Raw genomic sequence first — 13,438 nt, 5'->3', positions numbered from 1 at the left:
TCCTGAAAAAGTTATGCAGGTATTGTATCAACTTATACCCAAGAGGTGGAGTAATGCGGTTATTTAGCAAACAAAGGCACATAATTTTATCACAACTAGTAATAAAATATTAACCATTTACAATCATTTACAATACTAACTAAATCATACCTCATCCTGTAACAAAGAATAATTATGCAATAAAAACAATGAACTATTGCAATAAACGAACTATCTAGCCATCCACTTATAACAAAAACAATAGTGTAAATAACAAAACAGCACTTTAAATACTTTAACCACTTCTTTACCTTCGATAACCATCTGCTTGCACACGCAAACAGAACAACAACAACAAGTAAGAAACTAGGGAATTCTAAGAATGACAACACGTAACCTAAAAATCGGCGCAGTTGCGCTGGCAATGACTGGCATGTTTGCCGCGACTAATGCAATGGCAAACAACTTTGAAGCACTCAACAACAGCGTTAGCATGGCGCAGTTGAGCCAGAAGATGGAAAGCCAGAACACAGCCGGTACTCAGTTCATCATCAAATATAAAGATAACAGCAGCCAGCTTATGTCTGTTGCCGGTGCAGACATGTCACCAGCAATGATGAACTCGCGCGCTCAAAGTTTCGTGAAGAACTTCAAAAGTAAGAAAAAATCTTCACTACAAACCAAGTACGTTCGTAAAATGGCATTGAGCAACCACCACGTAATGCGTGTTGACAAGAAACTAACTGCAGCTGAAGCACAAAGCCTGATGCAGGAAATGGCAGCAACTGGCAACATCGAATACATCGAAATTGACCAGATGCTACAGCCTTTCGCAACGCCTAACGATCCACGTTACTCTGATCAGTGGCACTATTTTGAAGCAAACGGTGGTATCAACGCACCTGCCGCTTGGGACAAAGCAACTGGTAGCGGCGTAGTTGTTGCTGTACTGGATACTGGTTACCGTCCGCACGCGGATCTGAGCGCTAACCTGCTACAAGGTTATGACATGATCTCAGATGTGTCTGTTGCTAACGATGGTGGCGGCCGTGATAGCGATGCACGTGACCCGGGTGACGCGGTTACACGTAACGAATGTGGTTATACGCACAGTGCACGTGATTCAAGCTGGCACGGTACACACGTAGCAGGTACTGTGGCTGCGGTATCTAACAATGGTGAAGGTATTGCCGGTGTTGCTTACGACGCGAAAGTCGTACCAGTTCGTGTACTTGGTAAATGTGGTGGTCTGACTTCAGATATCGCTGACGCTATCATCTGGGCATCAGGTGGTTCAGTATCAGGCGTACCTGCAAACGCTAACCCAGCTGACGTAATTAACATGAGTTTAGGTGGCAGTGGTTCATGTAGCTCTACCACTCAAAATGCAATCAATACAGCGCGTGCAAACGGCACCACAATTGTTATTGCAGCAGGTAACGACAACGACAACTCTGCAAACTACAACCCTGGTAACTGTTCTGGTGTTATCAATGTTGCGTCTGTAGGTCGTAACGGTGGTCGTGCTTACTACTCAAACTACGGTGCAAACATTGATGTTGCAGCACCAGGTGGCGCACAAAGCTTTGCTAATGATCCAGAAGGTGTTCTGTCTACTTACAACTCAGGCAGCAACACGCCTTCTAGCGACAGCTATGCGTATTCACAAGGTACGTCAATGGCGGCACCTCACGTAGCGGGTGTAGCGGCGCTTATCAAGCAAGCTAAACCTTCTGCAACGCCGGATGAAGTAGAAAGCATCCTGAAAAGCACAACTCGCAGCTTCCCTGCAACCTGTACTAGCTGTGGTACTGGTATCATCGACGCGTCAGCGGCGGTAGATGCAGCACTTGGCAACGACAATGGTACTGGTGGCAACGAGCTGGAAGACGGCGTAGCTAAAACTGGCCTGTCTGGCGGCGCAAGCAGCGAAACATTCTACACTTTTGACGTTACCAGTGGTGTGAGCAAAGTTACCTTCACTATGAGTGGCGGTACCGGTGATGCTGACTTGTACGTACGTGCAAACGCTAAGCCAACTCAGACAACTTACGACTGTCGTCCATACGAAGGTGGTAACAACGAAGTATGTACAATTGATAACCCATCTACTGGTACTTACCACGTAATGATGCGCGGTTACTCTGCATACAACGGTGTTAGCCTGAAAGCTGAAACTGCAGGTGGTTCTACTGGTCCGGTTTCTTTGACTGAGTCTAACCTGTCTGCAAGCACAGGTGGCTGGGTTCAGAAGTCACTAGACGTCCCTGCGGGCATGAGCAGCCTTACTGTAACCATCTCTGGTGGTACAGGCGACGCTGACCTGTTCGTTAAGCAAGGTAGTGCACCTACCAGCTCTAGCTATGACTGCCGTCCTTACAAAGGTGGTAATGCAGAGACGTGTACTTTCACTAACCCACAAGCGGGTACCTGGTACTTCGGTCTTAACGCTTACAGAACTTTCTCTGGCGTTACATTGAACGCACAGGCTCAATAAGCAACATTCCCCAGGCTTTATAATGAGGGCTAAACCTTAGGGTTTAGCCCTTTTTTTATGTCTTGTGATTGGGGGTATTGGAGTTGTTTGTTCTGGTATGTTGATGATTGCCCTACCGAGTGACAGATGACAGTGTGGTATGTCAGATTGATGAACAAGATAAACAACTGTGTTGCCTGTTGGTGGGTCCCGTATCAAGTACGGGATGACGTTCGTATCAAGTACGGGATGACGTTCGTATCGAGTGCGGGATGACGTTCGTATCGAGTGCGGGATGACGTTCGTATCAAGTACGGGGTGACGTTCGTATCAAGTACGGGGTGACGTTCGTATCGAGTGCGGGATGACGTTCGTATCGAGTACGGTATGACAGCTCTATCTAGTAAGGGGTGACGGTCCAGGTTATGGAGTCGGCGCTCAGACAAGCTTTCAGTGTTGCCGGTTCACGAGCCCTGTAGCGACTGGCTGGGAGATGTATTCAGCGCGAGCTGGGAAAGCCAGTTGAAACTTGTGAGTATGGGCTGGACGCTTAGACAGCAGATACCAAAAATCATTAATACCAGGCTCTGTTTAAGCATAATAATCAATGGGTTATCAAAATAAAAGTAGAAAAAAGCAAAGGGATTAGGAGATGCGTGAGTCATTCGAACAACGGAATGACTCTACGATGTGTGCTCAGCAGCGCTAAAGGAATAAGGCAATAAAAAAATGCGCTGCGAGTGTGCTTACATTTGTTCAAACAAGCTGTCGGTGCTTAACCCCTCGTGTTGTAAAATGTCTTTTAAGCGACGCAGTGCTTCTACCTGAATTTGACGTACACGCTCACGTGTTAACCCAATCTCACGTCCTACATCTTCCAGTGTCGATGGCTCGTAACCCAGTAACCCAAAGCGACGCGCTAACACTTCTCTTTGTTTCGGGTTCAATTCACCTAACCAGTCGACAATATGGCGGTTGATGTCTTTGTTCTGCACTTCACTTTCAGGCTCGTAACCACGCTCATCTGCAATAATGTCCAGCAGCGCCTTATCATTATCACCACCAATGGGTGTATCCACAGAGGTGATTTTCTCATTCAGACGTAACATCTTACTGACATCTTCAACCGGTCTGTCGAGTGACTCTGCGATTTCCTCAGCGGTCGGCTCGTGGTCCAGTTTTTGCGTCAGCTCACGTGCTGTACGAAGATACACATTAAGCTCTTTGACTACGTGGATAGGTAAACGTATGGTACGAGTCTGGTTCATAATGGCCCGTTCAATGGTCTGACGGATCCACCAGGTCGCGTAGGTAGAAAAGCGGAAACCACGCTCCGGATCGAACTTCTCAACAGCCCGGATAAGGCCTAAGTTTCCTTCTTCAATCAGGTCAAGCAGTGCCAGGCCCCGATTGTTGTAACGGCGCGCAATTTTAACCACCAGGCGCAGGTTACTTTCGATCATGCGTTTGCGCGACGCCTCGCAGCCTCTCAAGGCCTTACGTGCGAAGTAAACTTCTTCTTCTGCACTAAGCAGTGGCGAAAAGCCAATCTCTCCCAGATACAACTGAGTTGCATCTAAATTCTTAACGCTGTCGTCCTTGGCGAAAAGGTCTTCATCATTCTCAATATCTTCCAGTAGCTCCGATTTGGGCTCCTCTACTGAGACATCTTCAAACTTCTCGTCCAACTCTGGATTTACTTTACTATTCAATTTTGCTGTTTGAGCCATAAGCATCCCCCCAAGCGAATAAGTGACAGTCTTCCATCATTACGTCGATAGGCTATTATTTAGGCAAATACCTACTAGGATTTACGGCTTGTCCCCGGTAACGGATCTCAAACCGCAACGCAACAGATGATGCGTCTGTATCTCCCATTTCGGCAATTTTTTGCCCGGCTTTAACTTGCTGCTGCTCTCTTACTAGCAATTTGGAATTGTGGGCGTACGCGCTAAGGTAATCATCTGTGTGTTTCAGAATGATCAGATTGCCGTATCCCCGTAATGCACTCCCTGCGTATACAACAACGCCATTTGCCGCAGCCTTAACAGATGTTCCCTTTTTATTTGTAATCTGAATTCCCTTATAGCCGTTTTCTTTGACAGAAAAACGTCGGGTCACCTTACCAACTGCGGGCCAGCGCCATCGTACCTTATTATTTGACAACTGCTTGGTATGACTGGATTTTTCGCTGGCTTGCTTTTGAACATACTCTCGTTGCTTAGGTCGATCAAGCTCTTTTTTCGGTGAAATGTTATTTTTTTGTTTTTTATCAGTTAATTTTACGGTTTTTACTGGCTGCTTTTTAGGCGCTTTATACTTCTTTTTCGGATATTCTAATAAGATAAGTTGACCGGGGAAAATGGTGTAGGGAGGCTTAATTTTATTGATTTTGGCAACAGTTCTAACATCCTTATTTGCACTAAAAGCAATAGCAAATAAGGTATCACCTTTTTTAACCTTATATTGATTATTTTTTATTTGAATTTTTTGTTTATAACTGGTCTTACCTTTAGAGAGATTCACAACCGGAGCGGGGGAATGTGGCGTCGTACATGCGGCCAGAAAATAGCACAATAGCAATAAAAAATTGATGCGCGCCCGATTCATGCCTTGATTACTTTCCGCTTGTTAATTCGACCATCCACTTTAGCATACTCGTATGGATTTTCTCGCCTTTTTTGTGACTTCTAGCTTAGTGCACCAGGGATCAGTGGCACAAAACGCACCTCGGCCAGTTTGTTTTCGATAAACTGCTGACCTTTTCTTTGGTACACAGTGAGCACCTGGTATTGCTCACCCACGGGAATAACCATCACGCCGCCTTCCGAAAGCTGTTCTAACAACGCCTGCGGAACTTGGGCTGCCGCTGCGGTGACGATGATACCATCATAGGGGCCTTTCGACGCCCAGCCCTGCCAGCCATCCCCATGCTTCATGGCGACATTGTATAAATCCAGCATATGCAAGCGACGTTTTGCCTGCCATTGCAGTGCCTTGATCCGCTCTACGCTGTACACCTCATCGAACAGCTGGGCCAGCACCGCGGTTTGATAGCCGGATCCTGTGCCAACCTCTAGTACTTTTTTGCGTACCCCAGCCTGGCGTAGCAACTCCGTCATTCTGGCAACCACCAGCGGCTGAGAAATAGTCTGACCCTGACCGATAGGCAACGCCGTATTTTCATAGGATTTATGCTGCAATACGGCATCGACAAACAAGTGGCGAGGCGTGATCTCCAGACAATTCAAGACCTCTGGGTCACGGATCCCATTACGACTCAAAGTAGCAACCAGCGCCTCAGCACTGCGTTTGTAGTTTTTGAGCAATGTGCTTACTCCTGCTCAGCGATCCAGCTTGATAAAGGATCCAGACTCTCATGTGCTGTCATATCTACTTTCAATGGGGTAATGGCGGCATACCCCTGCTTAATCGCATAAAAATCGGTGCCTTCGCCCGCATCCAGTTCCTGGCCCAGTGAGCCATACCAGTACACATCACGGTTCCAGGGATCCAACTGCCGAGTCATGGTTTCGGCTTTGTGTCGTGCGCCCAGGCGAGTCACTTGCATGCCTTTGAGCTCAGGCAGGGGAATATCTGGCACATTGATATTGATGATCTGATCTTTCGGCAGCGGATGACTTTTCAGCGCTTTAATGAGTTTAACCGTGACAGCCGCGGCGGTTTCATAATGTGCTTCACGTTTTGAACACAAAGACACCGCAATGGCAGGTAAACCCAGATGGCGACCTTCTGTCGCGGCAGCAACCGTACCTGAGTAAAGCGTATCGTCGCCCAAATTCGCCCCATTGTTGATGCCGGCCACCACCAGATCGGGGGCTTCGTCAAGCAACTGGTTAACCCCAAGGTGAACACAGTCTGTGGGTGTCCCATTGACACTCACAAAGCCATTGTCAAGCGTGGTTGCCCGCAGTGGATTAATCAGTGTTAACGAGTTACTTGCACCGCTGCAATTGCGATCTGGCGCAATGACCATCACCTCGGCAATTTCGCATAGCGCTTTGTACAGTACTTCTATTCCTTTAGCATGTACTCCATCATCATTACTGAGCAGGATCTTCATCTTGGTTGCTTCCTTTTTTATCATAATTGCGATGACTGACATCCTCATGATGCACCAGCTCTCGCAGTATTGCGGTGGCATAACACCCTTTTGGTAAATCAAAACTAAGCTGTATGCTTGTCTGGTCGAGTGTTTTCACCACGAGATTTTCGGGGATCACCCTTAGGGCACGGCGCTCATTTTTAAGCCCCAAAGCGCCCAGCCCCTGCCACCAGTCGGCAAAGGGTTTAAGCCATTCTATTTCAAGTGCAGTCAAGCCCTTTTCGCCTTTACCCAGCAACGGCGCTGACAACACAATATCGGCTTCAAGTAGCCGGACAATCAGCGCATCACTGATGTCTTCTTCAAAAAACGCATTACTGCCACTGAGCATGAAGACTTCACGGTGCCAGGTTTTTGCCAGACCATGCTCAGCGACCCGTCTAGAAACCAGCTGATTAAAAATATGTGAGCGTGCAGCAGAGATCACCAAGCCGCGTAATTTTTTATCACGGATCCGCTCTCCCTCAAACAGCCTTTGTGCCATTTCCAGGTTGTAACCATCATGGCCAAAACGCTGCTCACCAAAGTAGTTCGGTACCCCCTGGCGCACAGCGTTGACCCGTGACAACAGATCCAACGGTTCACTGACATTACGTAATGTGATGGTAAAACGATTACCCTTGTGACACCCGGTGCGCAATTTTCGATTGTGGCGCACTTGTTTCACCACAAACAGGCTATCGCTGTTCAGCTCACTGAAATCCAAAGATTGTTTAATTGGCACCGGGACACTGAACCACTGAGTACATACACCGTGACGGTCTTTGAGTCCGCCATAGCTAACATCTCTTGGCGCAACGCCTGCAAATTCGGCCAGCTTGCGGGCAATAAAGGCTGTGTTCTCTCCTTTTTTTACCACCTGCAGACAAACATGCTCCCCTTCCCCGGTAAATTCAATATCGAGGATTTCATCTACCATAAAGTCTTCTGGCTGAGACTTGAACTCAGCACGCGATAACGGCTCACCGTACAAATAGTTAAGCGCAGATACACAGGTTTTCACGCTAAGCCACCTTAGTCAGTAATACCACGGCATGACTGGAGATCCCTTCTTTACGCCCTTCAAAGCCCAATTTTTCCGTGGTGGTGGCTTTCACATTGATCTGGCCAATATCGGCGTGACAATCTGCCGCCAGGTTAGCGCGCATCGCATCAATGTGTGGGCGCATTTTTGGAGCCTGTGCGACGATAGTGACATCCAGATTACCAAGCTGATAGCCCAGTTCGCTGACCTGTTCCATCACTCTGCGCAGCAAAATACGGCTGTCGATGTTTTCAAACTCAGCGGCCGTATCGGGAAAGTGTTTACCAATGTCGCCCAGCGCCAGCGCGCCAAGTAAAGCATCACACACAGCATGAATGGCTACATCACCGTCGGAGTGTGCGATAAACCCTTGCGTGTAGGAGATCTTCTCACCACAAATGGTTAGCGGGCCTTCACCACCAAACTTATGAACATCAAACCCGTGACCTATGCGTATCATAATGACCTCGCTTTGCTTTGTTGTGACATCAGAAAACTGGCCAATGCGTAGTCTTCTGGTGTGGTAATTTTAATGTTATCTGAGCGACCACTGACTAACCGAACAGGTTGGCCGGCCAGCTCAACGGCTGAAGCCTCATCGGTGATCTGTGCGTTATTTTGCTGTGCCTGTTGCAACGCATTGAGCAATTGATGATAAGGGAAAAACTGCGGTGTCAGCGCCTGCCATAATGTTGCTCGTGGCACTGTCTCTTCGCTGTGGCTGGTACCACGTTTAATGGTGTCTTTGACCTTACTCGCCAAAATGCCACCTTCCTGATGCGTCAGGCATTGCTCAATCAAGTTGGTGATGTCGTTGATTTCCACCAGTGGTCGAGCAGCATCATGCACCAGGACCCAGTCTGGCGCGGTACTTTGCATCGCCAGCAAGGCATTGAGCACCGAATCGGATCGCTCCTGCCCCCCGGTTACCCGGCTGACTGCAAGACCACTCAAGTCCAATTCATCAAAGTAGCCATCCGTTTCACTCACGGCCACATACAGTTTAGTCAGCTGGGGTACTTGAGCCAATTTACCAAGTGTGTGCTCAAGCACCGTTTTGTCGCCAATTTTCAGATATTGCTTGGGGTGATTCAGTCCCATTCTGGCACCCACGCCAGCAGCAGGAACAACCGCTGCAATTGTAGTTGGTTTATTCATCGTGCTTCTTTGACAGTACGCGGATAAAGGTTTCGTTAGGTTTGATCATGCCCAGCTCATGGCGTGCCCGTTCTTCAACCCCTTCGAGTCCAAGTTTAAGATCTTCGATATCCGCTCTGAGTAATTTATTACGTTTGGCCAGATCGGCATTGGCAGCCTGATGTTTGTCTACCGCCGTTTTGATACGCCTGAAGTCTTCAAGACCATTGTGTCCAAACCACAAGTTATATTGGGTATAGGCACACAGGCATAGCAATGCAAGTTGGAAATATCGCATTCGGGCTACCTTAATTGCTTTACAGGATCATGCATTGCACCTGGCAATGTGCACTACTTGCGTTGTTGTTTTTTTCTCACGTTTGCCCAGTTTACACTGCTGGCCAGTAACATTTCGCGTAAGCCCAGCGTTCTGGGTGGCAGTATTTTATGATATTGCCAGCGGTGACCACAACAGGCGGCGGTCATTAACGCTTTATTGGGTTTGAGTAAATAACGGATTGTTGGCAAATCGGCTTGCTCATTGTTGCTGAGTGCTTTGCCCGCACAGTCAAACCAGCCAAACTGGTTACAATGCCATCGCCCGTCGCGCCTCTGATCCAGCGTATCTAAATACAAACAGCTTATGCCAAGGTCCACAACCAGCACCGGCACAACCAGCCCCACGGCAGCCTGCGCAGTGAAAAAAGACTGCGCTTCTTCTGCTTGCCACTCTGGGCATTTACGTTGTTTCGCCAACCAGCAGCCATTGTGGCTATCAAGCTCCAGAGGCACCTCTCCAAGCACAATGTGCGTCGCTGCTCGCTCTACGTAGTAAGGCAGGCTGTTTAAACGCCTTTGCAGCCGATCAATATCAGGCTCAGCCGACAAGCTGGGGATTTCACGCGCATAAAAGACGTTAGCCAGCTCAGCATACGCCAACCGGGTTGCCTCATCCTGCCATATCGTGCTTTGCTGCTTGGTGTGATCTTGACTGTTCAAAATGCCTCCTTTACACAGAGGTTATATCACGACCACACGGTTAAATATAGCGCACTCGCATGAAAGCAACCGACAACAAGCAACTCTACGCGATTAAGGGTTTTTAGGCCGCTTACCGAGCCTGGCTTCCCCTGATTCACTGAACATCACCGCGGTATCACGTTTTTTGCCTAGCAACAGGCTGCCATCGGCCAAAAACATAAAGTTCTGCCAGGTGCGCTTAAACACATCAAACTGGGTTTCAATGATCAGTTCCCGTGACATACAAAAGTACACTGTGGTGTTATCTTCCCAATTGAGAAAATCGCAAATGGTGTCGGGCAAAGTGGTTTCACCGGCTTCCCAGGGGCCTTCCCAGTCCAGGCTTTCGTGCCAATTTTCTTCTTTGCCTGGCCAGTCATGAGGCGTAAAAAAGTCAGGGTGATCCTGCTCTCGACTCACCATAGTGGTCCATAGCACCGCCGCGCGTTGCTCGGTCATCGGCTTGATCCGTGCCAGATCGGCCTCATCAATGGGCAAGTCCTGATGACGGAACACCCAGGCTTTCTTGAACGCATCGAGCGCAATATAATTCATGTCTGATACCTATTTATTAAAACCTAAGCATTATACCTAATTGGAGCTACAACCGTGAACAAAGAACTCAAACCCGGCATTTACCAGCATTACAAAGGCCCAAAATATCAGGTGCTGTTTGTTGCCACGCATAGCGAAACGGAAGAGGCCATGGTGGTCTACCAGACACTGTACGGCAACTATGATCATTGGGTGCGCCCACTCAGTATGTTCTGTGAGACCGTCGAGATCGACGGTGAACAAGTGCCACGTTTTAATTACCTGGGACCGGCACAGTGAGGTGTATTTGCGCTGTCCGTCTTCGCTGTGGCACACTGAGCTTCTATTACTCATCAGACCAGAGTTAACACATTTATGTTTAAAGGTACCGAATCTTATATTGCCAGCCCGGCGCTGCAACAAGCGGTGAACGCAGCCGTGATCCTGGAAAAGCCGCTTTTGATCAAAGGGGAGCCAGGCACAGGGAAAACCCTGCTGGCTGAGGAGCTGGCCAAAAGTCTGGATACTGAGCTCATTCAGTGGCACATCAAATCAACCACTAAAGCGCAGCAAGGCTTATATGAATACGATGCAGTATCGCGCCTTCGAGACAGTCAACTGGGCGACGCACGCGTACATGATATTGGTAACTACATCATTCAGGGCAAGCTGTGGCAGGCCTTTACACAGGCCAAACGCCCGGTGCTGCTGATCGATGAAATTGATAAAGCAGACATTGAGTTCCCGAATGACCTGTTACTTGAGCTGGATCGCATGGAGTTTCATGTATATGAAACCGGTGAGCAGGTTAAGGCACAGGTTCGTCCTATTGTGATCATCACATCCAATAACGAAAAAGAACTGCCCGATGCATTTTTGCGTCGTTGTTTCTTCCACTATATCGATTTCCCCGATAAAGACGAAATGCAGGCAATCATTGATGTCCACTTCCCGGCGATTAAGCCGCGCTTAGTAAAACACGCGCTGGAAGTGTTTTTTGAATTACGCAGTGTCGCAGGATTAAAAAAGAAACCCAGTACCAGTGAACTGCTCGACTGGCTCAAGCTACTATTGGCAGAAGACATAGATCCCCAGACACTTCAGGATCGTAGCCACAAAGGTGGATTGATGCCCATGTTTGGCGCACTGCTAAAAAATGAGCAGGACGTCACTTTGCTTGAGAAGCTGGCTTTTTTAGGTAAGCGCTGATCATGTTGATCGACTTCTTATTCACGCTCAGACGCTATGGCGTGAAAGCCAGCCTTCGAGAGCTACTGGACTGCATCAATGCGCTGGATAAAGGCGTATGTTTCGCCGATATCGACGGGTTTTATCATCTGGCCAAAACCATATTTGTCAAAGATGAGACCCAGTTCGATAAGTTTGACCGCGCCTTTGCCGATTATTTTGAGGGTGTCGAATCCCTGGATCTGTTCAGTCAGTTACAGCAAAACGCCCTGCCACAAGACTGGCTGCGCAAAGAGTTTGAAAAGCACCTGAGTGAAGAAGAAAAAGCCAAGCTTAAGGCGCTCGGTGGACTCGACAAGCTGCTGGACACCCTGAAGCAACGGCTCGCCGAGCAGCAAAAGCGTCATGCCGGTGGCAACAAATGGGTAGGTACGGGCGGTACTTCGCCTTTTGGGGCATACGGTTATAACCCGGAAGGTGTTCGAATTGGTCAGGACGGCAGTCGTCACCGCCGTGCCGTCAAAGTGTGGGATAAACGTCAGTATCGCAACCTGGATGCCGACAGCGACATCAGTAACCGCACTATCAAGCTGGCACTCAAACAATTACGCAAATTTGCCCGCAGTGGCGCCAGCGATCAACTTGATCTGAATGAAACTATCCGCGCTACGGCTAAGCAAGGTGGTATGCTGGATGTGAAAATGGCACCTGAGCGACACAATGCCGTCAATGTCATCATGTTGTTCGATATAGGCGGATCTATGGATGATCATATTCAGATCTGTGAACAGCTGTTCAGCGCCGCGCACAGCGAGTTTAAACACCTTGAGTTTTTCTACTTCCATAACTGTGTATATGAACATGTCTGGCAGGACAATGACAGGCTGGATAGTACCTTGTTCGATACCCATCAGCTGATCAACCGCTTTGGCCGGGATTATCGGCTGATCTTCGTCGGGGATGCCACTATGGGCCCCTATGAGATCACCTACCCCGGGGGCAGTGTCGAGCACTGGAATCAGGAAGCCGGTTCAGTGTGGCTACAAAGACTCACTCAGCATTTTGATAAAGTCGCCTGGCTCAATCCTCAGCCAAAGACTCATTGGCCTTACTACCATTCAATTGGCCTTATCGATGAGCTGATGGCTGGCCGCATGTTTCCACTGACCTTAGATGGGCTTAGTGAAGCAATTAAAGAGTTGAGCTAATGACAAAGTATAGCCGTGCTATAGCGCGGCCTTACACAAGATGAAACGCGCAGTTTTTTAGTGGATGCTGACCAATTCGCCATCCAACCCAGCTTCACGGGCGAATAGACAGGACAGCTCTTTACAGCTTTTTTAATTTACACATCGCAAAATGCCCGCCTCTTTCGAGTTGGGCTTTTCTTGTTTGGAGTCTGACGATGCTTGTCAGGTCTCGGGGCAACTCATGCTTACGGTGCGGCCTGTCACCAGCTCCCACATCAAGTACGGGATGAAGGGGGATAGGCTTTGTGATCGGAAAGTTATACAACTTTTTTAAATCGCACATAGCAAAAAACCCGCTGCATTGCTGCAACGGGTTTGACGTACATGGAAGTACGAATGTCGATGATATTCATGGATGAATGTCTTTCGTCGACCTCTAATTAGGAGCTTGGCAATGTCCCACTTTCAGATGGGTGAATTGCGACCGAAGCACCGCTTCGCAGCGCAATGAACGCGAGGCATGGACGCCGAGCCGGGAGCCCTCCACAGGGAAGTGTCCCCAAAGACTGCCAGATACTCTAGCTTCATGGATGAATAGACAACGCTATTCTATCTACAGCTTCATCGACACTTTTTTAAACCACACATAGCAAAAAACCCGCTGCATTGCTGCAACGGGTTTGACGTACATGGAAGTACTAATGTCGATGAGATTCATGGATGAATGTCTTTCATCGACCTACTTATTAGGCCCTGGCGATGTC

At 48.3% G+C, this 13,438-nt stretch carries 14 protein-coding genes; 4 read left to right on the top strand and 10 right to left on the bottom strand.

Translation table 11 applies throughout. The features are described from left to right. Positions 1 to 361 precede the first annotated feature (361 nt). The gene (locus QNM19_RS21945) at positions 362 to 2,476 is read left to right on the top strand and encodes a S8 family peptidase (protein WP_049864758.1); all 2,115 of its coding nucleotides are present in this window, start codon (positions 362 to 364) and stop codon (positions 2,474 to 2,476) included. A 725-nt stretch (positions 2,477 to 3,201) separates the two neighbouring features. Here the strand turns inward: QNM19_RS21945 and rpoS are convergent. The 10 genes from rpoS to QNM19_RS21895 form a co-directional block, all read right to left on the bottom strand. Then, positions 3,202 to 4,185, bottom strand: a complete 984-nt coding sequence (gene rpoS / locus QNM19_RS21940; RefSeq protein ID WP_010383890.1) for an RNA polymerase sigma factor RpoS — start codon at positions 4,183 to 4,185, stop codon at positions 3,202 to 3,204. 55 nt (positions 4,186 to 4,240) lie between these two features. Next, the gene (locus QNM19_RS21935; protein WP_049864759.1) at positions 4,241 to 5,065 is read right to left on the bottom strand and encodes a peptidoglycan DD-metalloendopeptidase family protein; all 825 of its coding nucleotides are present in this window, start codon (positions 5,063 to 5,065) and stop codon (positions 4,241 to 4,243) included. An 80-nt stretch (positions 5,066 to 5,145) separates the two neighbouring features. Next, a complete protein-coding gene (locus QNM19_RS21930; protein ID WP_049864760.1) occupies positions 5,146 to 5,784 on the bottom strand; it encodes a protein-L-isoaspartate(D-aspartate) O-methyltransferase in 639 nt (212 codons plus the stop codon). 5 nt (positions 5,785 to 5,789) lie between these two features. Continuing rightward, positions 5,790 to 6,539: a 5'/3'-nucleotidase SurE gene (surE, locus tag QNM19_RS21925; protein WP_049864761.1), complete on the bottom strand. Its 750-nt coding sequence runs from the start codon at positions 6,537 to 6,539 to the stop codon at positions 5,790 to 5,792. Beyond that, on the bottom strand, positions 6,520 to 7,584 hold the full coding sequence (gene truD, locus QNM19_RS21920; protein WP_049864762.1) for a tRNA pseudouridine(13) synthase TruD: 1,065 nt from the start codon (positions 7,582 to 7,584) through the stop codon (positions 6,520 to 6,522). Before truD ends, surE begins: the two co-directional genes overlap by 20 nt. Before the next feature lies 1 nt (position 7,585). After that, positions 7,586 to 8,065 carry a 2-C-methyl-D-erythritol 2,4-cyclodiphosphate synthase gene (gene ispF / locus QNM19_RS21915; RefSeq protein WP_049864763.1) on the bottom strand — a complete coding sequence of 160 codons (480 nt, stop codon included), beginning with the start codon at positions 8,063 to 8,065 and terminating at the stop codon, positions 7,586 to 7,588. Then, positions 8,062 to 8,763 (bottom strand): 2-C-methyl-D-erythritol 4-phosphate cytidylyltransferase, encoded by a 702-nt coding sequence (ispD, locus tag QNM19_RS21910; RefSeq protein ID WP_049864764.1) that lies wholly within the window; start codon positions 8,761 to 8,763, stop codon positions 8,062 to 8,064. Before ispD ends, ispF begins: the two co-directional genes overlap by 4 nt. Beyond that, on the bottom strand, positions 8,756 to 9,040 hold the full coding sequence (ftsB, locus tag QNM19_RS21905) for a cell division protein FtsB (RefSeq protein WP_010383879.1): 285 nt from the start codon (positions 9,038 to 9,040) through the stop codon (positions 8,756 to 8,758). Before ftsB ends, ispD begins: the two co-directional genes overlap by 8 nt. 53 nt (positions 9,041 to 9,093) lie before the next feature. Further along, a complete protein-coding gene (locus tag QNM19_RS21900) occupies positions 9,094 to 9,741 on the bottom strand; it encodes a hypothetical protein (RefSeq protein ID WP_284027209.1) in 648 nt (215 codons plus the stop codon). Positions 9,742 to 9,834: 93 nt separating this feature from the next. Continuing rightward, positions 9,835 to 10,317 (bottom strand): DUF2947 domain-containing protein, encoded by a 483-nt coding sequence (locus QNM19_RS21895; protein WP_058796361.1) that lies wholly within the window; start codon positions 10,315 to 10,317, stop codon positions 9,835 to 9,837. A gap of 54 nt (positions 10,318 to 10,371) precedes the next feature. On the opposite strand from QNM19_RS21895, the gene QNM19_RS21890 reads away from it, so the two are divergent. From QNM19_RS21890 to QNM19_RS21880, 3 genes are all read left to right on the top strand, one after another. Continuing rightward, positions 10,372 to 10,596 (top strand): DUF1653 domain-containing protein, encoded by a 225-nt coding sequence (locus QNM19_RS21890; RefSeq protein WP_010383876.1) that lies wholly within the window; start codon positions 10,372 to 10,374, stop codon positions 10,594 to 10,596. A gap of 75 nt (positions 10,597 to 10,671) precedes the next feature. Then, positions 10,672 to 11,505, top strand: coding sequence for an AAA family ATPase (locus QNM19_RS21885; RefSeq protein ID WP_284027208.1), 834 nt, complete (start codon positions 10,672 to 10,674; stop codon positions 11,503 to 11,505). Between the two features lie 2 nt (positions 11,506 to 11,507). After that, on the top strand, positions 11,508 to 12,692 hold the full coding sequence (locus QNM19_RS21880) for a vWA domain-containing protein (protein ID WP_284027207.1): 1,185 nt from the start codon (positions 11,508 to 11,510) through the stop codon (positions 12,690 to 12,692). Positions 12,693 to 13,438: the final 746 nt, after the last annotated feature.

Source organism: Pseudoalteromonas ardens (assembly GCF_030125445.1).
In the GTDB taxonomy this organism is placed as follows: domain Bacteria; phylum Pseudomonadota; class Gammaproteobacteria; order Enterobacterales; family Alteromonadaceae; genus Pseudoalteromonas; species Pseudoalteromonas ardens.
This window is presented reverse-complemented; position numbering and strand designations above follow the sequence as displayed.